Annotated in this window: 22 protein-coding genes, 15 tRNA genes and 1 rRNA gene; 28 read left to right on the top strand and 10 right to left on the bottom strand. The window is 45.9% G+C overall.

Translation table 11 applies throughout. The annotated features are described in order from the left end of the window. The first annotated feature begins 140 nt into the window (after positions 1–140). The 20 genes from rrf to KNP93_RS07675 all read left to right on the top strand — a co-directional run bounded on the left by rrf (position 141) and on the right by KNP93_RS07675 (position 4,615). Positions 141–256, top strand: a 5S ribosomal RNA gene (gene rrf, locus KNP93_RS07770). Between the two features lie 6 nt (positions 257–262). Next, a tRNA-Asn gene (locus KNP93_RS07765) sits at positions 263–337 on the top strand. 26 nt (positions 338–363) lie between these two features. Further along, positions 364–454: transfer RNA gene (locus KNP93_RS07760), tRNA-Ser, on the top strand. 21 nt (positions 455–475) lie between these two features. Then, positions 476–550 (top strand) — tRNA-Glu (locus KNP93_RS07755). An 11-nt stretch (positions 551–561) separates the two neighbouring features. Then, positions 562–635: transfer RNA gene (locus tag KNP93_RS07750), tRNA-Met, on the top strand. An 11-nt stretch (positions 636–646) separates the two neighbouring features. Further along, positions 647–722, top strand: a tRNA-Asp gene (locus KNP93_RS07745). Positions 723–729: 7 nt separating this feature from the next. Beyond that, positions 730–805 (top strand) — tRNA-Phe (locus tag KNP93_RS07740). A 27-nt stretch (positions 806–832) separates the two neighbouring features. Next, a tRNA-Tyr gene (locus KNP93_RS07735) sits at positions 833–916 on the top strand. A 4-nt stretch (positions 917–920) separates the two neighbouring features. Then, positions 921–991: transfer RNA gene (locus tag KNP93_RS07730), tRNA-Trp, on the top strand. Positions 992–1,004: 13 nt separating this feature from the next. After that, positions 1,005–1,077: transfer RNA gene (locus KNP93_RS07725), tRNA-His, on the top strand. Positions 1,078–1,087: 10 nt separating this feature from the next. Beyond that, positions 1,088–1,159: transfer RNA gene (locus KNP93_RS07720), tRNA-Gln, on the top strand. 8 nt (positions 1,160–1,167) lie between these two features. Further along, positions 1,168–1,242: transfer RNA gene (locus KNP93_RS07715), tRNA-Gly, on the top strand. A 6-nt stretch (positions 1,243–1,248) separates the two neighbouring features. After that, positions 1,249–1,322 (top strand) — tRNA-Cys (locus KNP93_RS07710). 35 nt (positions 1,323–1,357) lie between these two features. Continuing rightward, positions 1,358–1,438, top strand: a tRNA-Leu gene (locus tag KNP93_RS07705). A 4-nt stretch (positions 1,439–1,442) separates the two neighbouring features. Next, positions 1,443–1,513 (top strand) — tRNA-Gly (locus tag KNP93_RS07700). Positions 1,514–1,553: 40 nt separating this feature from the next. Continuing rightward, a tRNA-Gly gene (locus KNP93_RS07695) sits at positions 1,554–1,624 on the top strand. A gap of 87 nt (positions 1,625–1,711) precedes the next feature. Continuing rightward, positions 1,712–2,857 carry a tRNA epoxyqueuosine(34) reductase QueG gene (gene queG, locus KNP93_RS07690; protein WP_131973271.1) on the top strand — a complete coding sequence of 382 codons (1,146 nt, stop codon included), beginning with the start codon at positions 1,712–1,714 and terminating at the stop codon, positions 2,855–2,857. Further along, positions 2,847–3,332: a methylated-DNA--[protein]-cysteine S-methyltransferase gene (locus KNP93_RS07685; protein ID WP_214854250.1), complete on the top strand. Its 486-nt coding sequence runs from the start codon at positions 2,847–2,849 to the stop codon at positions 3,330–3,332. Before queG ends, KNP93_RS07685 begins: the two co-directional genes overlap by 11 nt. Beyond that, the gene (trmL, locus tag KNP93_RS07680) at positions 3,332–3,805 is read left to right on the top strand and encodes a tRNA (uridine(34)/cytosine(34)/5-carboxymethylaminomethyluridine(34)-2'-O)-methyltransferase TrmL (protein WP_026829115.1); all 474 of its coding nucleotides are present in this window, start codon (positions 3,332–3,334) and stop codon (positions 3,803–3,805) included. The genes KNP93_RS07685 and trmL overlap by 1 nt, the downstream gene beginning before the upstream one ends. 243 nt (positions 3,806–4,048) lie before the next feature. After that, positions 4,049–4,615, top strand: a complete 567-nt coding sequence (locus KNP93_RS07675; protein WP_214854247.1) for a DUF5366 family protein — start codon at positions 4,049–4,051, stop codon at positions 4,613–4,615. A 1-nt stretch (position 4,616) separates the two neighbouring features. Here KNP93_RS07675 and KNP93_RS07670 read toward each other — a convergent pair whose 3' ends face one another. Continuing rightward, positions 4,617–6,392 carry a transglycosylase domain-containing protein gene (locus tag KNP93_RS07670; protein ID WP_214854244.1) on the bottom strand — a complete coding sequence of 592 codons (1,776 nt, stop codon included), beginning with the start codon at positions 6,390–6,392 and terminating at the stop codon, positions 4,617–4,619. A 205-nt stretch (positions 6,393–6,597) separates the two neighbouring features. On the opposite strand from KNP93_RS07670, the gene KNP93_RS07665 reads away from it, so the two are divergent. Genes KNP93_RS07665 through KNP93_RS07650 form a run of 4 tightly spaced genes read left to right on the top strand, consistent with a single transcriptional unit; the run spans position 6,598 to position 12,793 of the window. Further along, positions 6,598–7,758: a glucose-1-phosphate adenylyltransferase gene (locus KNP93_RS07665; RefSeq protein ID WP_131503848.1), complete on the top strand. Its 1,161-nt coding sequence runs from the start codon at positions 6,598–6,600 to the stop codon at positions 7,756–7,758. Between the two features lie 13 nt (positions 7,759–7,771). Continuing rightward, on the top strand, positions 7,772–8,872 hold the full coding sequence (gene glgD / locus KNP93_RS07660) for a glucose-1-phosphate adenylyltransferase subunit GlgD (RefSeq protein WP_131973269.1): 1,101 nt from the start codon (positions 7,772–7,774) through the stop codon (positions 8,870–8,872). Positions 8,873–8,886: 14 nt separating this feature from the next. Further along, positions 8,887–10,338, top strand: coding sequence for a glycogen synthase GlgA (gene glgA / locus KNP93_RS07655; protein WP_188005196.1), 1,452 nt, complete (start codon positions 8,887–8,889; stop codon positions 10,336–10,338). A 28-nt stretch (positions 10,339–10,366) separates the two neighbouring features. Then, positions 10,367–12,793, top strand: a complete 2,427-nt coding sequence (locus tag KNP93_RS07650; RefSeq protein ID WP_114596520.1) for a glycogen/starch/alpha-glucan phosphorylase — start codon at positions 10,367–10,369, stop codon at positions 12,791–12,793. Positions 12,794–12,827: 34 nt separating this feature from the next. Here the strand turns inward: KNP93_RS07650 and KNP93_RS07645 are convergent, their stop codons facing one another. After that, complete coding sequence (locus tag KNP93_RS07645; protein WP_251138686.1) at positions 12,828–13,643, bottom strand: sulfurtransferase; 816 nt, start codon at positions 13,641–13,643, stop codon at positions 12,828–12,830. Positions 13,644–13,748: 105 nt separating this feature from the next. Here KNP93_RS07645 and KNP93_RS07640 point away from each other — a divergent pair, with 105 nt between their 5' ends. Together KNP93_RS07640 and KNP93_RS07635 are read left to right on the top strand one after the other, a co-directional pair. Next, complete coding sequence (locus tag KNP93_RS07640; RefSeq protein ID WP_131503853.1) at positions 13,749–15,485, top strand: phospho-sugar mutase; 1,737 nt, start codon at positions 13,749–13,751, stop codon at positions 15,483–15,485. A gap of 141 nt (positions 15,486–15,626) precedes the next feature. Then, complete coding sequence (locus KNP93_RS07635; protein WP_165871667.1) at positions 15,627–16,523, top strand: aldo/keto reductase; 897 nt, start codon at positions 15,627–15,629, stop codon at positions 16,521–16,523. A 76-nt stretch (positions 16,524–16,599) separates the two neighbouring features. Here the strand turns inward: KNP93_RS07635 and KNP93_RS07630 are convergent, their stop codons facing one another. The 5 genes from KNP93_RS07630 to KNP93_RS07610 form a co-directional block, all read right to left on the bottom strand. Continuing rightward, positions 16,600–16,788: a hypothetical protein gene (locus KNP93_RS07630; RefSeq protein WP_012369580.1), complete on the bottom strand. Its 189-nt coding sequence runs from the start codon at positions 16,786–16,788 to the stop codon at positions 16,600–16,602. A 141-nt stretch (positions 16,789–16,929) separates the two neighbouring features. Then, positions 16,930–17,577 carry an amino acid ABC transporter permease gene (locus tag KNP93_RS07625; RefSeq protein ID WP_114596516.1) on the bottom strand — a complete coding sequence of 216 codons (648 nt, stop codon included), beginning with the start codon at positions 17,575–17,577 and terminating at the stop codon, positions 16,930–16,932. Next, positions 17,577–18,338: a transporter substrate-binding domain-containing protein gene (locus tag KNP93_RS07620; RefSeq protein WP_131973266.1), complete on the bottom strand. Its 762-nt coding sequence runs from the start codon at positions 18,336–18,338 to the stop codon at positions 17,577–17,579. Before KNP93_RS07620 ends, KNP93_RS07625 begins: the two co-directional genes overlap by 1 nt. 163 nt (positions 18,339–18,501) lie before the next feature. After that, positions 18,502–19,608 (bottom strand): ABC transporter ATP-binding protein, encoded by a 1,107-nt coding sequence (locus KNP93_RS07615; protein WP_026829104.1) that lies wholly within the window; start codon positions 19,606–19,608, stop codon positions 18,502–18,504. A gap of 122 nt (positions 19,609–19,730) precedes the next feature. Next, a complete protein-coding gene (locus KNP93_RS07610) occupies positions 19,731–20,564 on the bottom strand; it encodes a PucR family transcriptional regulator (RefSeq protein WP_188005199.1) in 834 nt (277 codons plus the stop codon). Between the two features lie 70 nt (positions 20,565–20,634). On the opposite strand from KNP93_RS07610, the gene KNP93_RS07605 reads away from it, so the two are divergent. Together KNP93_RS07605 and KNP93_RS07600 are read left to right on the top strand one after the other, a co-directional pair. Further along, positions 20,635–21,771: a DUF445 family protein gene (locus tag KNP93_RS07605; protein WP_214854241.1), complete on the top strand. Its 1,137-nt coding sequence runs from the start codon at positions 20,635–20,637 to the stop codon at positions 21,769–21,771. Between the two features lie 20 nt (positions 21,772–21,791). Then, positions 21,792–22,169, top strand: a complete 378-nt coding sequence (locus KNP93_RS07600) for a YlbF/YmcA family competence regulator (protein ID WP_012369586.1) — start codon at positions 21,792–21,794, stop codon at positions 22,167–22,169. Between the two features lie 46 nt (positions 22,170–22,215). Here the strand turns inward: KNP93_RS07600 and KNP93_RS07595 are convergent, their stop codons facing one another. The 3 genes from KNP93_RS07595 to KNP93_RS07585 form a co-directional block, all read right to left on the bottom strand. Next, entirely contained in the window at positions 22,216–22,434 is a 219-nt protein-coding gene (locus KNP93_RS07595) for a YhzD family protein (RefSeq protein ID WP_214854238.1), read from the bottom strand. A gap of 57 nt (positions 22,435–22,491) precedes the next feature. Continuing rightward, positions 22,492–23,571, bottom strand: coding sequence for a DNA polymerase IV (dinB, locus tag KNP93_RS07590; protein ID WP_251135825.1), 1,080 nt, complete (start codon positions 23,569–23,571; stop codon positions 22,492–22,494). Between the two features lie 69 nt (positions 23,572–23,640). Continuing rightward, on the bottom strand, positions 23,641–24,552 hold the full coding sequence (locus tag KNP93_RS07585; RefSeq protein WP_131503860.1) for a magnesium transporter CorA family protein: 912 nt from the start codon (positions 24,550–24,552) through the stop codon (positions 23,641–23,643). Positions 24,553–24,650 lie beyond the last annotated feature (98 nt).

Here is a 24,650-nt window from a genome sequence, read left to right as displayed (position 1 = left end):
GCGACATGCGGAGCTGAGTGATACTAATCGGTCGAGGCCTTGTTCTAGCAGATGCATTGTTGATGACTTCAGTTTTGAGGGCGCGAGCCTTTCAAAAAAGTGCTTGACGTTATGGAAACATAATGTTAAGATCATAGATGTCTGGTGGCGATAGCCAAGTGGTCACACCCGTTCCCATGCCGAACACGGAAGTTAAGCACTTGAACGCCGAAAGTAGTTGGGGGCTTCCCCCTGTGAGGATAGGACGCTGCCAGGCGATCGTTCCGCAATAGCTCAGTGGTAGAGCAACCGGCTGTTAACCGGTAGGTCGTAGGTTCAAATCCTACTTGCGGAGCCATTTATTACTTCTTCACCACATGCAATGGAGAGCTGTCCGAGTGGCCGAAGGAGCACGATTGGAAATCGTGTAGGCGTCATAAGCGTCTCAAGGGTTCGAATCCCTTGCTCTCCGCCATAACATTTTCAATTATAAAATGGCCCGTTGGTCAAGCGGTTAAGACACCGCCCTTTCACGGCGGTATCACGGGTTCGATTCCCGTACGGGTCACCATTTTTTATCATCGCGGGGTGGAGCAGTCTGGTAGCTCGTTGGGCTCATAACCCAAAGGTCGTCGGTTCAAATCCGGCCCCCGCAATTATTACATACGGTCCTGTGGTGTAGCGGTTAACATGCCTGCCTGTCACGCAGGAGATCGCGGGTTCGAATCCCGTCAGGACCGCCATTATTAAGGCTTTGTAGCTCAGTCGGTAGAGCAGAGGACTGAAAATCCTCGTGTCGGCGGTTCGATTCCGTCCAAAGCCACCATATGATTTTTAATGTTTTCCCATTTGTGGGGGGGTAGCGAAGTGGCTAAACGCGGCGGACTGTAAATCCGCTCCCTCGGGTTCGGCGGTTCGAATCCGCCCCCCCCCACCACTTTAGGGGCATAGTTTAGCGGTAGAACTACGGTCTCCAAAACCGTCAGCGCGGGTTCGATTCCTGCTGCCCCTGTTTTATTATTATGGCGATTGTGGCGAAGTGGTTAACGCACCGGATTGTGATTCCGGCATTCGTGGGTTCAATTCCCATCAGTCGCCCTTTTATTATTGGGCTGTGGCCAAGTGGTAAGGCACTGGATTTTGATTCCAGCATGCGAAGGTTCGATCCCTTCCAGCCCAGCTTTTTGTGCGGAAGTAGTTCAGTGGTAGAATACGACCTTGCCAAGGTCGGGGTCGCGGGTTCGAATCCCGTCTTCCGCTCCAATAAATGGCGCCATAGCCAAGTGGTAAGGCAGAGGACTGCAACTCCTCTATCGTCAGTTCGATTCTGACTGGCGCCTCCAATAATTCTTAATTGAATAGTTTTGCAAGAGATTGTGCCGGTGTGGCGGAACTGGTAGACGCGCACGACTCAAAATCGTGTTCCTTTGGAGTGTCGGTTCGATTCCGACCACCGGTATCTTGCGGGTGTAGTTTAGTGGTAAAACCTCAGCCTTCCAAGCTGATGATGAGGGTTCGATTCCCTTCACCCGCTTTTACCTTTGTACGATCTCATTTAAGATTCACCTGATTATGCGGGTGTAGTTTAGTGGTAAAACCTCAGCCTTCCAAGCTGATGATGAGGGTTCGATTCCCTTCACCCGCTTACCTGAAAAGAGCAACGTGTCGTTTTTAATTGACACTTTGCTCTTTTTGTTTAGCATGGAGATAAACAAGCGAAAGGAGAGATACGATGCAGGGGGAATTGTTGAAAAAAGAATTGCAGAGGTATGCCAAAGAAATTGGTATCGATGAATTCCGTATTACGACAGCGGATCCTTTTCTGGTGATGAAACAGCGTCTCATTCAACAACAAGAAAAAGGATATGCTTCCGGATTTGAAGAACCCGATCTTGAACGGCGGACGACACCAACGCTGTTACTGGATGATGCCGTCTCCATCATCGCAATCGCCGTCGCTTATCCAAGTAAGCTCAAGGATGCTCCGCGTGGAAAAGAAGGGGAACGGCGCGGAATCTTTGGACGTTCTTCTTGGGGACTGGACTACCATCAGGCTCTGAAGCAGCGATTGACATTGCTGGAAGAAAAAATTCAAGAACTGATCCCCGGAGCTCGATCACGTTCGATGGTCGACACGGGAGAACTGGTCGATCGTGCGGTCGCAGAACGGGCAGGGATCGGATTCAGCGGGAAAAACTGTTCCATCATTAGCGAGGAACATGGTTCTTATCTTTATTTAGGAGAATTGATTACAGATCAATATCTGCCTCCGGATGAGCCGGTCGAAGAGTTGTGCGGTTCCTGCAATAAATGTCTCGATGCTTGTCCAACGGATGCACTGATTGAACCGGGTGTCATCGATGCGAAACGTTGCATCTCGTTCATTACGCAAACGAAGACTCTGATTCCTGAACATTTCCGATATGCCCTCGGAAATCGTTTATACGGTTGTGATACCTGTCAGCAAGTTTGTCCATACAACCGGAAAAAACATGCCACACAACACAGCGAACTGCAACCTGATCCGGAACAGGTCAAACCGTTACTCATTCCGTTGCTTTCTCTTAGTAATCGTGAATTTAAAACACGGTTTGGTTCATTATCGGGTGCATGGCGTGGGAAAAAACCAATTCAACGTAACGCCGTCTGTGCGCTCGTACATTATCAAGACCGGACGGCACTCGAGGCTTTGCGAGTGATGGCTGAAACCGATCAGCGGGAAGATATGCGAGCCCTTGCCGTCTGGGCAATTGGTCGGATTGCCGGTCAAGAAGCAAAAGACTATATCCAAGGGCGTCTGTTGACTGATTCTGCGGAAGATGTTCAAGTGGAAGGGAATCGTTTGCTTGAGGAATGGGGGAGCGGGCATGCCGTATAAAAAATTGACCTATACGTTTGGTGAGTTGGTTATCGGGTGGGAAGAAGATGAAGTCGTCTATCTCGATTTTGGACATGACATGAATCGTCTGAAGCAATATCTTGACGAAGCTGCCTATTATGAGGCACCGTTGCCTGATTTTCTAGCCGATGCACTTGAAGCATATGAACGAGGACAGCCGGGCGCATTGGATGACGTTCCTTGCCGGCTAGAAGTGACCGTCTTCCAGCAGCGTGTCTTGGAAGCGTTGAGATTGATTCCGTTCGGCCAGACAGCAAGTTATGGACAACTGGCACGAATGATTGGTTCCGAAAAGGCGGCCCGTGCAGTCGGAGGTGCTTTGAATCGGAATCCAATCGCTTTGATTTATCCCTGTCACCGGATTATTGGGGCATCCGGTAAAATGACGGGTTTTGCCAGTGGCATTGCCCATAAAGAAGCGCTGCTTGCGCATGAGTTAGGAGAGAAGAATTAATGGCCATTCACGTCGTCATGTATCAACCAGAAATTCCACAAAATACAGGTAATATTTCACGGACATGCGCAGCGACGCATTCAGTCTTACATTTAATACGACCGCTTGGGTTTTCAACGGATGATAAACAGTTGAAACGGGCAGGTCTTGATTATTGGGAGTTCGTTGATGTAAGGTATCATGATTCGTTGGAAGAGTTGTGGGATAAACATCCGGATGGGACGTTCTACTATATCACGAAGTATGGCGAAAAATATCCAAGCCAAGTGGATTTATCGAACGTTGAAGAAGACTACTTTTTTGTTTTCGGACGCGAAACAAAAGGATTACCGTTAAACGTCATTGATGAGAATCTGGATCGTTGCATCCGTCTTCCGCAATCGAATCTTGTTCGTTCGCTCAATGTCTCGAACACGGCTGCCATCATCGTGTATGAAGCACTCCGGCAACAAGGATATGCGAATCTACTGTAAAACAACAGATCCCCCTGACCCGAATGAACGGGCAGGGGGATTTGTTTTATTCGTTACCTTCAGGTTTTTTGTTGTAGCCTGCAGTAAAAATCGCTGTCAAGAAAGCGAGGCTAACGCCTACCATTAAAATAAATGCCATTTTTGCTTCCCCCTTTAGTCTCAATAACCGATATAATCTATTATAGTATACTTGTAAGTGTAATTGTGTGCTACATATGAAATTTCTATGAATGGAGATTCGAAATGCGGACGAACGTCTACTTATTGAGTTATGCCCCTCTGATCAGCATCCTGCTGTTCAGTACGTCTCTTGCGATTGCTACGTCTGAGCTTGCACTGACGTGGTTGAATGACGTCGGGGTCTACGACGAGCTACTACAAATACTTAGTGCACGTAACACGAAGTTGCTCGTATGGCTTGGCTTTTTAATCATTTATTTCATGATCTTCAGTTCTTTGAAACTGATTTCCGATACGATTAATCAGCTTGGGTTTGCGTTTTTCATCAAAGAACAGGTGGGAACGACATTGAGTATGTTACGCCCCGGCAGTATTCTCCTGTTAATCGGAGGATGCATCAGTTTTGCATTCATGACATCGTTCCCGTTAGTTTGTCTCGTACTGGCAAGTTCTTTTTTAATCTATTTTTTCTTTTACGTGTTTCAAATCAGTAAAATGACCTCCACTGCAGGAGCCATCGGACTAGTGGTATTTCTTTTTCTGGCATGGGGCATATTACTGGCCGGATTGACCTGGGTCGGACTGAGCTTGTTCAATTCGCTAGGACAAGCCGTTTTGTTTACGAAATAAGTCATTGGACAATCGAAGCCCACGTTCTGACCTGTAATGTACTGTTCGCTTCGCTTGGGAAGGCACGGGGAATATCTGCCCCAAGCCAGATTCCTCCGACATGTTGATTCTTTATGCCGACAAACCACATGTCTTTATTGTCGTTTGTCGTACCGGTCTTGCCTCCTGTATAGGCAGGATTAGAATCATAACCCAAGCGTCCTGTTCCATAGGTCATGACGTTGTGGAGCCCTTTGCGCAGTAATTGGTTTGTCCGGCTCGACCAGATCCGGTCCGTTGACATCGTATGCCGGTAAAGTGCTCCCTGATCCGTCGTGATGGTGCGGATCATCGAAGAGGGACTGTAAAGTCCATCATTGACAAAGGTTGTATAGGCACTAGTCAGTTCAAGTGGACTGACGCCATACTTCAACCCGCCTAATGCACTGTTGTAGGAATTATCTTCTTCCGTCCATTGACTGAACCGGAACGGTCGGATCGTCTTCAATCCTTCATTAAACGAAACAGAAAAAGCACGTAAGGCTGGTGTATTGTAGGAGTAAGCAATCGCATCAGCAATCGTCACGCTTCCGAGAATCCGGTTGCTACTGTTTTGCGGACAGTACCCGTCAAAACAAACAGGACTTCCGTCCAATCGACTCGTTAATGTTTTTTTCGTCTTTTCAAGGTAGGGACCATAAACAAGTAATGGTTTCAACGTTGACCCAGGCTGACGGTAAGACTGAACCGCCCGGTTGAGCTGTCCCGGTACATTGGACTTGTTGCCGACAAGTGCTGTTACACCACGTGTATCTCCATCGATTCCGACGTAAGCGCCTTCAATCGGTTGGGGGAGTTGTTGAATCGCTTGTTTGGCCCGCGTCTGTTCTGCCGGATCAAGATAAGTCTGAATGACGGCGCCATGTTGATGTAAATACTGTTCAGCCTGTGACATGCTCAAATTTTTTAAAGCGGCTGTTTGGCGGATTGCTTCTGATACGCTGGCATCAATGTAATCAGGATACCGGATGGTCGGCTTATGAAACGAAAGGTTGACCGACTGCTTCCGGGCTTTGTTTGAAATGTTTTGCGTCTGCTGCAAAGCTTTTAAAATGCGTTGTTGGCGTTTGCTTGTATTTTTCGGAAACCGCAATGGATTGTAAAGAGACGGATTGTTTGGAATCGAAGCCAAATAGCTGACTTCCGCCCAGTTTAAATCTTTTGCATGTTTTCCAAGATAGGATGTTGCTGCGAGTTCGATGCCGTAGATATTATTCGCAAAATAAGCTTGATTGACATACGCCGTTAAAAGCTCTTTTTTTGAATATTTTTGTTCCAATTCGATCGCAATCAAAATTTCTTTTATTTTTCTAGTATAGGTTTTTTCTGTGGAAAGATAAGTCATCCGTGCCAGTTGCTGGGTGATGGTACTCCCGCCTTGACCTTTGTTATCGCCGGATTGATTTTCTGTAAACGCTCGCAAAATACCGGTGATATCATAACCGTCATGTTGATAAAATCGCCGGTCTTCAATTGCAATGAAAGCCTGCTCGACCTTTGGCGGTAAAGCATTTGCTTTCAAATCATTCCGGCGTAACCCGTCATAAAGCTCGAGGCGTTCTTTTTGGTACGTGACAGTAATCGGTTGATACGATGCGAGGGGGCGATCAGTCGTTTTTTGATCTGCCCAACGGAACAAATCCTGGGCAAGATCCAACTGATTACGAACTGAAAAAAGTGTTAGTACTAAACTAAAAGCTAAAGCCAACACTAAGGTGTATCCGGTCGTGATTCTCATGAAAACTCCTTTCAAACGGCATTTCATTCCTATTATCGGTCTTTTATGGAGAAAACAGTAGAGAAATTTAAGAAATTTGTATTTTAATAAACCTATTTTGCAGGAATGTTATATTAAAAAGAGAAAAGGTGGGTATATAAGAGTATCTGTATAAATTAAAACACATGATTGATGGACAAAAAGAGCACAAACTGGAGGGGACGAAATGGCTAAAAAGAATGTCGTCGCGATGTTGCTTGCTGGCGGAGAAGGAAAACGTCTAGGAGCACTTACGAAACACACTGCAAAACCGGCGGTCGCGTTTGGAGGGAAATATCGAATCATTGATTTCCCGTTATCTAACTGTACGAACTCAGGAATCGACACAGTAGGAGTCTTGACGCAATATGAACCACTTGAACTGAACCGCTATCTTGGAATCGGAAGTGCCTGGGATCTTGACCGCCGTAACGGTGGATTAACGATCCTGCCACCATACCAAGCCCAAAACGGGAAAAACTGGTATGAAGGAACGGCGAATGCCATCTACCGGAATATGAGTTACATCAACCAATACGATCCAGATTATGTGCTTGTATTGTCAGGGGATCACATCTACAAAATGGATTACGAAAAAATGATTGAGGAACATCGTCAAGGGGGAGCAGACGTCACGATTTCTGTTCGCGAAGTCCCTTGGGAAGAAGCACCGCGCTTCGGGATCCTGAATACGGACGAAGATCTTCGAATCAATGAATTTGAAGAAAAACCGGAAAATCCGAAATCAAACCTGGCTTCGATGGGAATTTACGTCTTTAACTGGGATGTCTTGAAACGTCACTTGATTCAAGATGCCGGGGATGCAGAATCAAGCTTTGACTTCGGGAAAAATATCATTCCGAACATGCTATTTGAAAACCTAAATATTCGTGCCTATAAATTCAAGGGATACTGGAAAGACGTCGGAACAATCCAATCACTTTGGGAAGCCAACATGGATTTACTTGCAGCGGATCCGGAGTTTGATTTGTATGAACCGTCTTGGAAAGTACACTCCGTCAATCCAAATCAACAACCACAGTACATCGGGAACAATGCTTCAATCGATACTTCGATCATCAACGAAGGATGCCATATCGAAGGCGAAATCAATCATTCGGTTCTCTTTTACGGCGTTGACGTCGCAGAAGGTTCACTTGTGAAGGATTCGGTCATCTTCCCGAACGTTAAGATCGGTAAAGACGTCACGATTCACCGGGCGATTCTCGCAGACGGCGTCGTCGTAGAAGACGGGGCAACAATCGGAACACCGAACGGCGAAGTCTTTGTCATCGAAGCGAACAGTGTCATTCCGAAAAATGAAGTCATCAAAGAAGCGATCCAATAAGGGGGAAGTACCGATGAAAACAGATTTACTAGGAGTCATCAATCTGAGCGGTGAAGAAGGATTCTTTAAAGAATTGACGGAACACCGCAACTTGGCTGCCGTACCATTCGCAGGTCGTTATCGACTCATCGATTTCACATTAACAAACATGGTTCAAAATGAGATTGCGAATATCGGTGTCTTTACACTTGAAAAATACCGGGCCATGATGGATCATCTTGGATCCGGCAAAGAGTGGGACTTGGACCGGTCAAACGGCGGATTATACATCTTCCCGCCGGCTTTATCACAAGATGCCCATGAATTCCGTGGTGATTTATCAAACTTCCATTTACACCGCGACTTCTTTTTACGCAGTAAAGAGAACTACGTCGTGATTACAGGATCAAATATTTTATCCGCTGTTGATTATCGCGATGTGCTGCGTGAACATAAATCATCCAATGCCGATATTACGGTCGTTTATACGAAGCGTGATTTGCCGTGTAACTATTGCCGTCCGATTCGTTTTAGTGAACAGAACCGTGTGACGGCAATCGGTTCACGCGGGTATGAACCATCGGATGAGACGTTCTACATGGAAACAGTTGTCCTGTCAAAAAACTTGTTCGTCCGTCTCGTTGACGAAGCAATCGGTCGCGGGGAATATGATTTGCTTCAAAGCATCATTCGTTCTCAATTAAACCGACTTCATGTCCATGGTTATGAATACACAGGTACATCACAAGTGATTCATTCCCTTCGTTCGTACTACCGTGAAAGCATGCTGTTACTCGAACAGTGGGGAGCAATCAACGACTTCCAACACGTTTACACGAAAATCAAACACGAACCACCGACACGTTACTTACCGGGATCTACAATCAAGAATTCACTTGTTGCGAACGGATGTAAGCTAGAGGGAACGGCAACGGACAGCATCCTCTTCCGTGGTGTCAAAGTCGGAAAACATGCGCGTATTAAAAACTCGATCATCATGCAAAAATCAGTCATCGAAGAAGGCGCAGTCGTTGAATACGCGATCCTTGACAAAGAGGTAACAGTGAAACGCGGACAAGTCATCCGTGGAACGGCTGAAGAACCGATTGTCATCAAGAAACAAACAATCGTTTAAAAGGGGATGTCATTATGAAGGTATGGTTTGCTGCCACAGAAGCGACACCATTCATCAAGACAGGGGGGCTAGCTGACGTCGTCGGCTCGCTCCCTTTAGCGCTTGCTGAAGAGGGTGCGGAAGTTTCGGTCATTTTACCGAACTACGGTCAAATTAAAGAACAATACAAACAAGAGATGGAATTTTTATTTGATTTCATCGTCCCGGTCGGATGGCGTCAACAATTTGGAGCAGTCTTGCGTCTAAAACAAGACGGTGTGACGTTTTATTTCATCGACAATGAATACTACTTCAAGCGCGATGGTGTAATTTATGGTCATTATGACGATGCGGAGCGTTTTGCGTACTTCTCAAGAGCGGTCCTTGAAATGATTCAACGTGTCGATGCAGAGGAAGTACCGGATGTCATCCATTGTCATGATTGGCAAACCGGCGTCTTACCGGCTTTCTTACGGATTCATTATCAGCATCTCAACCGTTATCAGGAAATCAAAACGGTCTTTACCATCCATAACCTGCAATATCAAGGTGTCTTCCCGGAAGAAGTACTGGGTGATCTGCTTGGTCTCAGTCACGAACACTTCACTGCAGACGGAATCGCCCATAACGGTCTCGTCAACTATATGAAGGCTGGTCTTGTCCATGCCAATCAAATTACTACTGTCAGCCCGTCTTACCGTGATGAAATCATGGATCCCTACTACGGGGAAACACTGGAACCGGTCTTACAACACCGTGCCGTCGACGTCCGAGGAATTTTGAACGGAATTGATTACAGACAGTTCAGTCCGGATACGGATGAACATCTGGTAGAAAACTATGATGTGAAGACGGTTGAAGAAGGTAAAGCAGTGAACAAGGCAGCCTTACAACAGGAACTTGGCTTACCGGTCAATCCGGATGTGCCGTTATTTGGCTTTGTCTCACGTCTTGTCGATCAAAAGGGAATCGATTTACTCGCCCATATCCTGCCTGATCTGTTCGAACTCGATGCACAGTTCATCATTCTTGGTTCGGGAGAAGCGGAGTATGAAGGGTTGTTCCAGCATGCGTCAACGATTCGTCCGGACAAGGTAGCTTCCTACATCGGTTTTGATGTCGGACTCGCCCAACGGATTTATGCCGGCAGTGACGCCTTCTTGATGCCGTCACGTTTCGAACCGTGTGGCCTTAGTCAATTGATCTCGATGAAGTACGGTTCGTTGCCGATTGTTCGGGAAACCGGTGGCTTGCGTGACACTGTCCAACCATTTAATCAGTTCACTTTAGAGGGAAATGGCTTCTCGTTCTCGAATTATAATGCGCAAGAGTTCCTGGATGCAATTAAACGGACGATTGAGACGTATCATGATAAACCTGTATTCAAACATCTGATCGAAACAGCGATGCAAGAAGACTTTAGCTGGATTCGCTCCGCTGATGAATATTTGGCGCTCTATCGTTTAATCGCACCGTCTGTTGACTGAAGGGGATTACGGGAAATGGGGTTTTTAGATGTTCCAAGACAAAGAGAAGTTCAAGAAGAGGTTTAATGAGCGGTTTATTTCCATGCATGGTAAAGCATTGGATGATGCAACAGAAAATGACGTTTATCAAACGTTAGCCTATATGGTACGGGAATACGTCACAACGGATTGGATGCGGACGAAAGAAGCTTACATCCATAAAAAAAGTAAACAAGTCTATTATTTTTCACTTGAATTTTTACTTGGTCGATTCCTCTACAATAACTTGTTGAGTCTCGATGTGTTAGAAGAGGTACGAAGCGGTCTTTCAGAACTCGGCTATGATTTGGCTGATTTGACGGAAGAAGAACCGGAACCGGGTCTTGGGAATGGAGGACTCGGTCGTTTAGCAGCCTGTTTCCTTGATTCACTCGCAGCACTCGGCTTACCGGGCCATGGAAACGGCATCCGCTATCAATATGGATTATTTAAGCAAAAAATCATCGACGGCTACCAAGTCGAACTTCCGGATAACTGGTTGAAGAACGGCAACATGTGGGAAATCCGTCGTTCCGACAAAGCGGTCGATATTCCGTTCGGAGGAAACGTGTGGTTGGAGGAAGTGGAAGGCGGCAAGTATCGTGTTCATCATGAACCGGCAGAAATCGTTCGTGCTGTTCCGTATGACATGCCGATCGTCGGTTATCAGAACGGCATCGTCAATAACTTACGTCTATGGAGTGCTGAATCACCGTATGACGACGATGAACTGTTAAGCCAACACCGCGGCAACTACAAAGACTTACTCAGTCACAAACAAGCCATTCAGACGATTTCTGAATTCTTATATCCGGATGATACGACATATGAAGGCAAAGTCTTACGTCTGAAGCAGCAGTATTTCTTCGTCTCGGCAGGACTCCGGAGTATCTTATTGTCACATAAAAAACGAAACACATCGCTGAAGCATTTAGGAAATCAAATTGCGATTCATATCAACGATACGCATCCGGTCGTTGCGATTCCTGAATTGATGCGGATTTTGATTGATGAAGAGGAATATTCTTGGGAGGAATCATGGCGGATTACGAAAAGTGTCATGTCCTTTACAAACCATACATTGCTTTCGGAAGCTTTGGAACGCTGGCCGGTTGATCTGTTCCGCAATCTATTGCCGCGCATTTATCTAATCGTCGAAGAAATCAACCGTCGATTCTGTAAGGATGTCCTTGATAATTATCCACATCTGGAAGCGAATATGCGTGAAATTGCCATTATTGCGGACGGGATGATCAACATGGCGAACTTAGCCGTCGTCGGTACCCACTCGACGAACGGTGTAGCCCAAATCCATACGGAAATCCTCAAGCAACGCGAAATGCGTTTGTTTTATGAGATGTTCCCGCTTCGCTTCAATAATAAAACGAACGGAATCACACATCGACGCTGGTTCCTGTTATCGAATCCGGCACTTGCAAATCGTGTAACGGAAGCAATCGGGGACAGTTGGATCAATCATCCGTCTGATTTACAAAAACTGACGAAATTCGCAGAGGATACCACGCTTCAACAGGATATCCAGGCAATCAAGTTGGCGAGTAAAAAAGAATTGGCAGAGTTGATTGAGAATGAGACGGGAATCGTTGTAGATCCACATTCGATTTTTGATGTGCAAGTCAAACGGCTTCATGCGTATAAACGACAATTACTTAACGCGCTTCATATTCATTCGTTGTACTACCGTCTAAAAGAAGATCAATCGTTCCAAATGACGCCACGGACCTTTATTTTTGGGGCAAAGGCGGCCCCGGGCTATCATTATGCCAAAGAAGTCATCCGTTATATCAATTCTTTAGCGAAACTGATTAACTCGGATCCGGATGTCAGCCCTTATATGAAAGTCGTATTCCTTGAGAATTATCGTGTCTCGCTTGCAGAAAAGATTTTCCCGGCAAGTGATGTCAGTGAACAAATTTCGACAGCGAGCTATGAGGCGTCAGGAACGGGAAACATGAAATTCATGATGAACGGCGCCTTGACGATCGGGACACTGGACGGTGCGAACATTGAGATTCGCGATGAGGTGGAAGATCCAAACATCTTCATTTTTGGACTGACCCCACAAGAAGTCATGAACTATAAAAAATATGGCGGCTACAGTGCGTACGATCAATACAGTGCACAACCTGAACTTCGTCGCGTAATCGACGGACTCGTGGACGGATCGCTTTTCCCGACAGGTGAGTTCCAGGCAATTTATGATTCACTGTTGACGTACAATGATGAATACTTGATTTTAAAAGATTTCTTATCGTACCAACAAGCACAGGAAAGAATCGGGCGTGCCTATCAGGACACTGAAAAATGGTACAAGATGGTCATCATGAATATCGGGAAATCGGGCGTCTTCTCGAGCGACCGGACCATTAAAGAATATGCCAATGCCATTTGGAACATCAAACCGGTACAAATCTAAAAAAAGTCCGATGGAAATCGGACTTTCGTGTACGTTATCGTGCGACTTCATCCGTTTGGCTGATCCAGTCGCTGTACGATCCTGCATAGAGCCGGACATCGGTTTTCCCTAAAGCGTGCAAGGCAAGGACATTGACGCAAGCGGTCACGCCGCTGCCGCAATAAAGAATTGGAGATTCCGCTTCGAGCAGATCAGCGTACAATTCCTTCAAATCTTCCGCATCTTTCAAGCGGCGGTCTGGTGAGATTGCCTTTTCGAAGAAGCAATTCACGGCCCCCGGAATGTGACCGGCGACGGGATCAATCGTTTCGTTTTGACCATGGAATCGATCCGGTGACCGGGAATCCACGAGATAGGTTTCTGCCGGACGATTTTTAACCTCTTCATATTGAATCAGCATGTCGTCTTTAAAGTCGGCTTGATAAGTTGATTTTTTTAAAACAGTTGATTCCGTACTCATGGGGAAGTCAAATGCGAGATAAGATGACAGTCCGCCTTCAAGGACGACGACACGTTCATGCCCGGCCCATTTAAAGAGCCACCAGGCACGTGCTGCGTAAGGGAAGCCATCATCATAAAGGACGATGAAATCATCGCGCTGGACCCCGAGTGACTCCAACGTGTGGATCCATTGCTCCTTTGAAGGCAGTGGATGGCGTCCGCCCGTTTCGGAACGTGGTCCTGATAAATCAGTAGATAAATCTAAATACTGTGCGCCCGCGACATGGCTTTCCCTAAACGCATCACGACCATAATCGGGTTGCTGCAAATCATAGCGACAATCAAACCAGCGAATCTGATCCGTATGGACAAGTTGTTGCAAGTCAGTCATTTGAATGGTTGGAAACATGAACATCACCTTGACCCTTTCTAAAGTAATCATATGAAAGGTACCGTTTTATCGCAAGTCGTAACAAATATCTCGTACAAACAAACTTAAAGGAGTGGACACTACATGTCATGGAAAGAGACGTATCAAAAATGGAATCAGTTTGCAGGATTAGAAACTGAACTAAAAGAAGAAATGACGGCGCTTGCGGCAGACGACAAAGCAGCCGAAGAAGCCTTTTACAAAGAGTTGGAATTCGGGACAGGCGGTATGCGTGGTGAGATCGGTGTCGGGACGAACCGGATGAATGTCTACACGGTGCGTAAAGCCTCACAAGGGTTTGCTGACTTTATCAAGGCAGAAGGAGCGGAAGCAGTCGCGCAGGGAATCGTCATCGCACATGACTCCCGTCATTACTCTCCGGAGTTTGCATTAGAAGCAGCGAAGACGCTTGCCAGTAACGGGATTAAAGCGTACTTGTTCGACGGACTCCGTCCAACACCTGAATTGTCATTTGCCGTGCGCGAACTCCGGGCAGCAGGCGGAATCGTCATTACGGCGAGTCACAATCCACCGGAATATAACGGCTACAAAGTCTACGGGAATGATGGTGGACAGTTGCCGCCAAAAGAAGCGGATGATCTTGTCTCTTACGTCGATCAAGTCGAGGACGAACTTTTAATCGAGCTTGAAGCGGAAGAAATCTTGCGCGCGAACGGATTGATTGTTCGTGTCGGAGAACAGCTGGATGACGCGTACCAGGAACAATTAAAAACAATTCGTGTGTTACCGACGATTCAGGACGAGTTGACAGCACCTTTAAAGATTGTCTTTACTCCGCTTCACGGGACAGGCCTTGTACCGGTCACGGTAGGATTAAAGAATTATGGTTTTGAGCATGTAACGGTCGTCGAAGAACAAGCGAAACCGGATGGCGCCTTCCCGACAGTATCTTCTCCGAATCCGGAAGAGCATGCGGCATTTAAGTTGGCTATCGAGTACGGAGATCGTGTCGATGCGGATGTGTTGCTTGCGACAGACCCGGATGCCGACCGTGTCGGTGTTGCGACACGTGATGCGGATGGAGAATGGGTCGTCCTCACGGGAAACCAGACAGGTGCGTTACTGCTTGATTACATCTTGTCTCAAAAAGCGGCACAAGGCACATTACCGAAAAATGGTTTTGTCGCGAAAACGATTGTCACATCGGAACTTGGTGCTTTGATTGCAAGACATTACGACTTGCATGTTGAGAATACGTTAACAGGATTTAAATTCATCGGTGAAAAAATCAAACAATACAATGAATCCGGAGAATATGAATATCTGTTTGGTTATGAAGAAAGTTATGGCTACCTGATTGGAGATTTCTGCCGTGACAAGGATGCCGTCCAGGCCTGCCTGCTTGCTGCTGAGATGACAGCGTATCACAAGAAAGAAGGACGGACGCTCTATGAGGCGTTACAAGCCATCTATGAACAGTTCGGTTACTTTGAAGAGTCACTTCGTTCATTGACACTAAAAGGGAAAGACGGTGTAGCACAAATCGGCCGGATCATGGATACATTCCGTGAGCATCCGCCAAAACAAGTGGCCGGTGAAAAAGTCGTCTTATTTGAAGACTATGATGCAAGCATTTCGCATGATTTGGTACAGCATACACCATCACCGATTAACCTTCCAAAATCAAATGTCTTGAAATTTACGTTAGAAGACGGTTCGTGGTTCTGCCTTCGCCCATCCGGGACTGAACCGAAAATTAAATTCTATTTCAGTGTGACATCACCCGATGCTGCAGAGACAACACGTAAACGTCAGATGATTGAAGATGAAGTCATGCAAGAAGTGGAACAGATTCAGTAAGGCCTGCGTTCCAATTAAAAACCGGTAAAGAGGAAACTCTTGCCGGTTTTTTTTATGAGAGGGCGTAACTCGTGCAACCGTTACCAATTTCATGTAAAGTGAACGATGAAGCATCATATAGAGATAGGGAGATGAGTAATGATGGAACGGATACAGTTAACAGAAGATCTTTCATTTTCAAGGGTCATACATGGTTTATGGCGATTAAACGAATGGGAAATGACTGCAGAGCAGCGTCTTGAACTGATTGAACAATGTTTGGCTCTCGGCATCACAACATTCGACCACGCCGACATCTACGGCGATTATACGAACGAAGGGTTGTTCGGTGAAGCACTGGCTCTCAAACCTGAACTCCGCGAACGGATGGAAATCGTCACAAAAACAGGAATCAAGATGAAGGGAAACTACTTCTCGGATCAAAAACTATCATTTTATGATACAACAAAAGAACATATCATTGAACACGCGACACGTTCATTAAAGGAACTGGGTGTCGACTACATTGATACGTTATTAATCCATCGTCCGGATCCATTGATGGATCCTAACGAAATTGCAGAAGCCTTCGTTGAGCTGAAAGAGTCAGGAAAAGTCCGGACGTTTGGTTTGTCAAACCATACACCGGCACAGCAAAGTCTGATTCAATCACGACTGCCGTTCATGCTCGTCACAAATCAGCTTGAACTGTCTGTTGCAGAACTGAAGCACTTCGAAGACGGTTCTGTTGATCTATGCCACGAAAATGAAATGCCGCTCATGGCGTGGAGTCCACTAGCTGGAGGGCGATTATTCAAAGATGAGCAGTTTGCGCCGCTTCGCGACAAGCTCGAGGAAATCGGACATGACATCGGTGCAGAAGCAATCGATGAAGTAGCATATGCTTGGTTGCTCAAACATCCGGCACGGATCATGCCAATCGTCGGTTCTGGAAAAATTGACCGCATTGAATCAGCTGTTCGGGCGACCCGACTCGAACTGTCACGTGAACAGTGGTTTGAAATCTTAAAAGCTTCCCGTGGACGGGATGTCGATTGAAAATAGCCTTCGGGCTATTTTTTTTACAAAAAAAGTCCCATCTCAAGGGGGAGTTGAGATGGGAGTATCTATAGGGTTATGCTTCGAGGCGAAGCATTTCCTGACGATATTTATCTAAACGTTCTTTGCTGGCTGTAACAGCTGCTTGATCATGGACCTGGATAGCATCGAAGAGCGTACTGAGCTCATAATCGATTTCGAGGCGTAGCACTGGAATCCGCTGCTCTGCATCTTGTCTACGGAAAGCTTCAATTACTTGTTTCATCTCGGCCACGCTCCTTTTAAAGTTATCAGATAATTCTGATTTTTATTAGTATACTTGATTATTCCCGTGTTGGCTAGTATTAAACCTGAAAAAGATTAAAAAAAACACTTGGAATGTGTAACGATTCCAAGTGTACTTATTCTATTCCGGAATACTGAATCGGGCTTCAAGACGATGTTGCACCGCTTGAATTAATGTCGACATGATCCAATAAATCGCAGCTGAGAACAGTAACAACGGCATGACGAGATAGGTTGTTGCTGAAATCTGATCCGATACATACGTCAGTTCTTCAACGGCTACAATTGTCCCGAGTGAAGTCGATTTGATAATATCAATAACCGAGTTCGACAGGGGAGGAATGGCACGTGAAAGAGCTTGTGGGAGGATAACATCCTTAAACGTCTTCCGGCGTGGAATTCCGAGTGAATCCGCAGCTTCCCATTGTCCGCGATCAACAGACGAAATCGCTGCCCGGAACGATTCCGAGATGTAGGCCGAGAAGTGAAGTGACAGGCCAAATGCTAGCGCTTGGAAGCCGGTCAGTTGAAGGACGACGAGACCATTGTATAAAATCAGAATTTGCAGTAACAGTGGCGTTCCTCGGAAAAATGAAACATACAATCTTGCGAAGCCGCTTAAGACGGCAAAACGACTATCCCGCATGACGGCAAGAATCAGACCAAGAAAAAGCGCAAAGACGATGGCAAATCCACTTGCAAGAAGTGTAGTGCCAATCGCCTTTCCGTAAACGTCCGCATTATCGCGGACGATTGTAAACAATTCCATCACTTACTGATGTCCTCGTTAAAGTATTTTTTCCCAAGATCTGCGAGTGTGCCGTCTTTTTGCATCTCTGCGAGTGCTTTGTTGAAGTCCTCTGCATACTTGCTGTTTTTCGCCATCATCAGACCTGATTCGTTTTTGTCAAACGTCTCACCGACGGCTTTTACTTTGTATCCTGCTTTTTTAAGCTCTGTCAGGACAAACAGACGGTCGTTCATCGCAGCGTCGACACGACCTGCTTCAAGGTCTTTTAAGACTTGGTTTGCACCTTTGTAGTACTTGACTTTCGCACCGGCTTTTTCCGCTGTTTTCGCGTAGAGTGAACCTTGTGTCGAACCGACTGTTTTTCCTTTTAAGTCGTCAAGCGTCTTGATGTCATTTGTTTTGTTGTTAACGATGATTGTTGAACCGGAAACTGTATAGGCATCAGAGAACGCATATTTTTCTTTCCGCTCATCTGTGATTCCCATTTGGTTTGCGATGACGTCGATCCGTTTTGAATCAAGTGCCGGGATCAATCCTTTAAAGTCCATCGCTTTGTACTCGACTTTATAGCCGGCACGTTTTGCGACTTCATTCATGACATCGATATCATAACCTGTCAGTTTGCCTTTTTCTTTATACGTAAATGGTGGGTATGTTGCTTCTGTTCCGACCGTTACGATTTTTTCGTCTTTGTTTGCTTCTTCGTTAGAAGCGCCGCACGCCGCTAACACCCCCGCTGTTGATAGTGCTGCTACTGCTAGCTTTAGTCCGTGTTTCATAGCGCTCTCTCCTTTTAATGAATAAATGATTTCAATTCCTAGTTTTCGAATAGGATTAATTTAAGACTACAAGCAGTATCATACAAAGTTACAGGAACGTCTGTCAATAAAAAAGACTGCCCACGAATGGACAGCCTGACTGCGGTTACTGAACTCTTAAAGATTAACGGATTGTTGCTTCTGTTGCTGCATCGAAGAAATGCGCTTTTGTCATGTCGAAGAAGAGGTCTAAATCTGAACCCATCTCGACGTGTGAACGCGAGTCGACACGTGCTGTGAACGCTTGGTTACCGACTTTTGAATAGAGGTAAGACTCGGCTCCCATGAGCTCAGATACTTCAATGTGTGCCGGGAAACGGTGAGCTGTCTGTGTATCTTGATAGATCAACTCAGCATGAATATCTTCCGGACGGATTCCGAGAACAAGATCTTTACTTGTGTAGCCACGTTCGCGGAGGACTTTCATCTTACCTTCAGGAACTTCAAATTTCTCTTCTGTACCTGTGACATGGAAGAGACCGTCTTCCGCGAGTTTACCTGTCAGGAAGTTCATTGACGGCGAACCGATGAAACCAGCAACGAACATGTTATCCGGGTGGTCGTATACTTCTTTTGGTGTTCCGACTTGTTGAATGAGTCCGGCTTTCATGATGACGATCCGAGTCGCAAGGGTCATCGCTTCCGTCTGATCGTGCGTCACATAAATCGTCGTCGTTTCAAGACGTTTGTGCAACTGGATGATTTCCTTACGCATCTGAACACGTAGTTTAGCATCCAAGTTCGAGAGCGGCTCATCCATCAGGAAGACTTTCGCATCACGGACGATGGCACGGCCGATTGCGACACGCTGACGTTGTCCACCAGAGAGGGCTTTCGGTTTACGCTCCAAATATTCTTCGAGTCCGAGAATACGTGCTGCATTGTCGACACGCTGTTTGATTTCGTCTTTCGGGAACTTCCGAAGTTTCAGACCAAATGCCATGTTGTCATATACGTTCATATGTGGATAAAGGGCATAGTTTTGGAAGACCATTGCGATATCGCGATCTTTAGGTGCTACATCATTCATTCGTTTTCCATCGATGACGAAATCTCCGCCTGAAATTTCTTCGAGACCGGCAATCATCCGTAATGTCGTCGATTTACCGCAACCTGATGGTCCGACGAAAACGATGAATTCTTTATCTTTAATATGAAGGTTAAAATCATCCACTGCTTTTGCTGTTCCTGAATAAACTTTATCAATATGCTCAAGACGAATATCTGCCATGTGTACATCCTCCTGTAAATTAAGTAATCGGTTACTATAACGCTTACAAGACTTAGTATAGGAGAACTGGTACGAAAATCATATGGACAACATGCCTGAATGTAAACGTTATCATTTGGTCACTATGCTACAAGAAGAAGCGTATAAAGAAACATCGCACCCTCGAACGACCGGATATCGATTTCCGTCTGTTCCGTGAGCCGGTCGAGCCGGTACTGAAGACTGTTTCGATGTAAAAAGAGATGTTTAGCCGTCAGTGAAACATTCAAGTTGGCGCGGCAAAAGGCATCAATCGTCTCGCGTGATTCGCGTTCGAGCGGTGTGATGAACCGTTCGATCAAGTCATCGCGGATATCTGTCGACAGTAACGTCAACCGCATCAGGGCAGGCAGGAACCGTTCAATGTGTAATAAGGGAAGTTCACGTAAAGCAGCCTGCTCTAACCGGAATTGAGCTGCCAGGTCTCCGGATTGGCGTTGTTGGCCGATCAAGACCTTGCCGTCCATCAGAAAATCAGACTGGAGAGCTGTAAAAAAATCATGTAAATCATTTTCTGTGACAGACTCTTCCCGTTCAATGACGACAAGACGATTGGATGTTAACGGGATGATCCAACTCGACGGATGAAAAAAAGAAGTCAGCAGTTGTTGCAAATCTTCGCCGGTCCGGACGTCAAGTTGTTCAAATAAGAAATGAATCATCCGAAACGGGTCTGCTTCTTCACTGTGCTGTTGTTCCAACCGATGACGCCACGTGACAATCTGATCGGAATCAGACGTAACGACCCGTTCTGCAATCAGGTCGAGTAAGTCGAGTTCACGAGGGGTAAGAATCATATTTTCAATCCCGAAACGAAGTCCATCGGCTAACTGATATACGGTATACTTATCGGTACAGTACACGGTAGGATCGGTGGAGAGATGATCCTTAAATAAGACGGTTAATTGATGTAACATACGAGGCGCCTCCCTAAAAAGTTCTACTAAGACTTTACCACAATACCAAAATCGGAAGGAACGAGGATCTATGCAAGTAGAAGTTGATTTGGTCATAAAGATGATTGGAATGATCATCATTGGAGCATTGATTGGAGCAATCACTAATCATCTTGCAATCCGGATGTTATTTCGTCCGCTTGAAGCAAAGTATATCGGCAAGTACCGCATTCCATTTACACCGGGTTTAATTCCAAAACGTCGTGACGAACTAGCGGCGAATCTCGGACGAACAGTCGTCAAACATTTATTGACTCCGGAAGGAATCAGCAAGCGGCTTCAGCAACCGGTCGTATATGAAGCCATTACCCGGATGATTCAGCAGGAGTTACAGAAGTGGACGCGCTCGACGAAAACGATTCGCGAAATTGCTGAACGATTTGTCACGAATCCGGAAGGTAAGTTACAACATCAAATGGAACAGCGGATTGATCAGGAACTAGCAACGATGGCTGTTTCGATTAAAACAGCACGTTTAACAGAAGTCATCGGGGATGGCGGAACGACAAAAATCAAGGCAGCGGTTCCCGGGATTGTTGAAGCATTACTTCACCAGACCGAACAGTACTTTGACAGTCCTGCCGGAAGAATGAAACTGGAAGAAACAGTCGCTCAGTTCATTCAAAGTAAATTAGGCGGAGGCATGTTCGGGATGTTGCTGGCTAATGTCAATCTCGTGGAAATGATTCAACCGGAACTCAAACGGGTAATACAAGGAAAGTCGACACACCAGTTCATCAGTGAAATGGTCGAACAAGAAATCAGTGTGTTACTAGAGCGGTCGGTTGAAGAACTGCTTGGAGCGGAGACGGAACGACAAATCATCGAGCGGATGAAATCAGAGATCTTAACGCGTATTCCATTGACGAAATTATGGGATACGCAATTATATCAACTACTGCAACCGCTTGAAGCCCGGATCAGTCAAGAAATGGTTCCGATGCTTTCTAAACAAGTGGTAGTCCGTCTAGTCGAACAAGTCGAACGAATCATGGCGACACTTGATCTCGAAACGATTGTTCGGGAGGAAGTCGATTTACTCGATACCGCGTATCTGGAAGAAATCGTCTTGTCGATTTCAAGAAGAGAATTCCGGGCTATCACTTGGCTTGGAGGACTATTAGGTGGTTTAATTGGAATGATACAAGCGATACTTCTTATCGTTTAACAAAATTGGAGGGTTCAAAGATGTCTGAAACAAACTTATACGATCATGCTTACACGCTAGAACGTGCACTACGCGAAACATCAGAATACACGACACTGAAGGATTTGTACGCGCAAGTCAATGCGGATCCAATGTCAAATGAGCTATTCGCTTCATTCCGCAACGTGCAACTTGAGTTACAACAAAAACAAATGCAAGGTGAAGAAATCACACCTGAGGATATGGCATCGGCACAAGCGAAGATGCTGGAAGTCCAAAACAATCCATTGATTGGTCAACTGATGCAGGAAGAACAACGTATGCACACGATGTTGACGGAAGTGACACAGATTATCATGAAGCCACTCGAAGAACTATACGCACCGATGATGGAACAAAATCAAGACGACGTTCAGTAACATCATGAGAAAGCCTCGCTTCCGTTTCATCGGAACGAGGCTTTTTTTATAATGTTTTTTCCGTTGGAACCAGGCGTGGGAGGTAAGCCCGTTCAAAATGAATCAGTTGTCCGGCGCGGGTCACACGTGCCCCGCGGTGCTCCAAGTCTGCTTCTTTCAGGCGGCGGATACCTTCTTGACGTGCCTCAGAATCGGAGGGAGCGTCAAAGGTATCATCCAGTAACGTTTGTCCTCGATCTGAAAATGTGGTAATCGTATAAAGCATGGCTGATTCCTCCTTATCCGAAATGACTAACTTAAGTGTAATGAATAGATATTCATTTTACAAGTAGGAATCAATGTCTTGCCACGTTAACTGTTTGGAGAGGGGTGGGGTTTCAAGATGACTGACGCTCATACCAATCAGGCGGATCGGACCTTTAAATTCAATTTCATTAAACAGTTTGGTCGTCACCCGGAGTAACGTTTCTTCATCAGCCGTTTCTTCTAAAAACGTATAACGTTTAGAACGCGACTGGAAATCTTCAGTCTTCCATTTAATCGTGACGGTCCGGCAGACCAGTTCTTTTTGGTTCAGTGTTTTGACGACGGACAGTGCTTCGCGTTTTAGCGTTTCGAAAATGGTATCGATATCTTCTGTATCTTCTTCGAAGGTACTTTCAGAGCCGATGGATTTCCGTTCCCGGTGCGGACGGACCATTCGCTCGTCTTGACCGTGCGCCATCGTATACAGTTCGGTTCCCCGGTCCCGACCGAGCAATCCCCGCAGTTCAGCTATCGGCGATTGTTGAATATCTGCGACCGTTTGGAAACCATGTTTCTGAAGTGTTTGCTCCGTGACTTTTCCGACTCCGTGTAAATCCCCGATCTTTAATCCGGATAAAAAAGGTAAAACATCATCCGGAGGCAACACGGTTAATCCGTTTGGCTTTTGATGGCCGGAAGCAATTTTAGCGACAAGCTTTGAGTTTGATACGCCGGCGGAAGCAGTCAAACCTGTCCGTCGTTTGATTTCAGCCAGGATGTACTGGGCAATATGCGTCGCACTTGTCATCTGCAGGTTGTTTTCTGTGACGTCCAGATAGGCCTCATCTAACGACAGCGGTTCGACAAGAGGTGTGATCTCAAGAAACAACTCCATGATTTGGGCACTGACCGCACGGTACACTTCAAAACGGGGACGCAGAAAAACGGCCCGCGGACAGAGCTGAAACGCTCGCCGTGACGGCATCGCACTGTGAATGCCGTATTTGCGTGCTTCATACGAACAGGTCGCAACGACACCCCGCGCATGAGGAGGACCACCGACGATGACAGGAACACCTTTTAAATGTGGTCGATCGCGCTGTTCGACAGAAGCATAAAACGCGTCCATGTCGACATGAATGATTTTTCGTCCCATCATCGTCTCCTCCTTTCTTTCAATCCGTTAATTCGTTACACTTAGTATAACGAACTTATGTTCTGTTATCTATTTTTTTAGTCGCGATTTTTTATTCGGCATCCGGACGAGCGCTCCTAACCAGCCGCGGCGTTTCATCCAATAAAAGATTCCGCCGGTCGTAAGGAAAATCAAAAAGAGGGCACTGGCATATCCGTATTTCCAGTCAAGTTCGGGCATGTTTTTAAAATTCATTCCCCAAATCGCACCGAGCGCCATCATCGGTGTGGCGACGGCTGTGAAAATCGTCAAAGCTTTCATGATTTCATTTCCTCTGAAGTTCGAAACGGTTGTCGACAGATCGAGCAATACTTCAATATCTTTTTGATAGTGTTCAATCAGCATCAACAGACGTTGCACCCGTTTTTCAGCCAGTTGGTAAGGTAAAGCCTCCGTATACGTATTTTGCCGAACGAAAGCTTCGGGACCTGCTAAAACAAGCTCACGGAACGGGACGACCAAGTCGGACCAGTTTTCGATGGTATCGCGTAAGCCAAAAATGCTATCAAGCGAATTTTCGTCGATGCTTCCCCGAAGCTCATCTTGTCTCAAAAACAGTTCGGTTTCAAAAGCATCGATTCCCGGGAAATAGGTATTCATTTGAAGTGATAACAGGGCATAAAAAGCTTCGAAGGGGGTCGTAGTCTCGAACGGTTCAATTAAGGAAACCGTATGTTCCGATAAGCCGATTGTAATCAGTTCCGTAGGTGAAAGATAATAACAGATGGAGCGGCGGTCACTTTTATCAGCCGGATTTTGCCAGGTTACGATGGAGCCGTACAATAAATCGAGTTCGACACGTGTAAAGTTCATATCTTTTGTCGAGAGTTGATTCAGCCAGTCCAACTTAAAGGCATCGGTTGGTGTTTCAGAATGAAAGTATTCTTCAAATTCAGCAAGTGTTAAAAAACGATGCCATGTAAAGAGTGAGTCGGATTCCATGTTTTGAGCTCCTATATAGTAGAATGGTAGAGTGACGTCTGACAGTCAGAGAACTATGTAACAGTTCCAAATCAAAATGAGTCTAGATAAATAAAAAG

The organism is Exiguobacterium sp. s166 (assembly GCF_018618855.1).
Taxonomy (GTDB): Bacteria; Bacillota; Bacilli; order Exiguobacteriales; family Exiguobacteriaceae; genus Exiguobacterium_A.
This window is presented reverse-complemented; position numbering and strand designations above follow the sequence as displayed.

Coding starts and splice junctions, on each gene's coding strand:
- queG (WP_131973271.1), top strand. CDS start 1,712: ATGCAGGGGGAATTGTTGAAAAAAGAATTGCAGAGGTATGCCAAAGAA.
- KNP93_RS07685 (WP_214854250.1), top strand. CDS start 2,847: ATGCCGTATAAAAAATTGACCTATACGTTTGGTGAGTTGGTTATCGGG.
- trmL (WP_026829115.1), top strand. CDS start 3,332: ATGGCCATTCACGTCGTCATGTATCAACCAGAAATTCCACAAAATACA.
- KNP93_RS07675 (WP_214854247.1), top strand. CDS start 4,049: ATGCGGACGAACGTCTACTTATTGAGTTATGCCCCTCTGATCAGCATC.
- KNP93_RS07670 (WP_214854244.1), bottom strand. CDS start 6,392: ATGAGAATCACGACCGGATACACCTTAGTGTTGGCTTTAGCTTTTAGT.
- KNP93_RS07665 (WP_131503848.1), top strand. CDS start 6,598: ATGGCTAAAAAGAATGTCGTCGCGATGTTGCTTGCTGGCGGAGAAGGA.
- glgD (WP_131973269.1), top strand. CDS start 7,772: ATGAAAACAGATTTACTAGGAGTCATCAATCTGAGCGGTGAAGAAGGA.
- glgA (WP_188005196.1), top strand. CDS start 8,887: ATGAAGGTATGGTTTGCTGCCACAGAAGCGACACCATTCATCAAGACA.
- KNP93_RS07650 (WP_114596520.1), top strand. CDS start 10,367: ATGTTCCAAGACAAAGAGAAGTTCAAGAAGAGGTTTAATGAGCGGTTT.
- KNP93_RS07645 (WP_251138686.1), bottom strand. CDS start 13,643: ATGTTTCCAACCATTCAAATGACTGACTTGCAACAACTTGTCCATACG.
- KNP93_RS07640 (WP_131503853.1), top strand. CDS start 13,749: ATGTCATGGAAAGAGACGTATCAAAAATGGAATCAGTTTGCAGGATTA.
- KNP93_RS07635 (WP_165871667.1), top strand. CDS start 15,627: ATGGAACGGATACAGTTAACAGAAGATCTTTCATTTTCAAGGGTCATA.
- KNP93_RS07630 (WP_012369580.1), bottom strand. CDS start 16,788: ATGAAACAAGTAATTGAAGCTTTCCGTAGACAAGATGCAGAGCAGCGG.
- KNP93_RS07625 (WP_114596516.1), bottom strand. CDS start 17,577: ATGGAATTGTTTACAATCGTCCGCGATAATGCGGACGTTTACGGAAAG.
- KNP93_RS07620 (WP_131973266.1), bottom strand. CDS start 18,338: ATGAAACACGGACTAAAGCTAGCAGTAGCAGCACTATCAACAGCGGGG.
- KNP93_RS07615 (WP_026829104.1), bottom strand. CDS start 19,608: ATGGCAGATATTCGTCTTGAGCATATTGATAAAGTTTATTCAGGAACA.
- KNP93_RS07610 (WP_188005199.1), bottom strand. CDS start 20,564: ATGTTACATCAATTAACCGTCTTATTTAAGGATCATCTCTCCACCGAT.
- KNP93_RS07605 (WP_214854241.1), top strand. CDS start 20,635: ATGCAAGTAGAAGTTGATTTGGTCATAAAGATGATTGGAATGATCATC.
- KNP93_RS07600 (WP_012369586.1), top strand. CDS start 21,792: ATGTCTGAAACAAACTTATACGATCATGCTTACACGCTAGAACGTGCA.
- KNP93_RS07595 (WP_214854238.1), bottom strand. CDS start 22,434: ATGCTTTATACGATTACCACATTTTCAGATCGAGGACAAACGTTACTG.
- dinB (WP_251135825.1), bottom strand. CDS start 23,571: ATGGGACGAAAAATCATTCATGTCGACATGGACGCGTTTTATGCTTCT.
- KNP93_RS07585 (WP_131503860.1), bottom strand. CDS start 24,552: ATGGAATCCGACTCACTCTTTACATGGCATCGTTTTTTAACACTTGCT.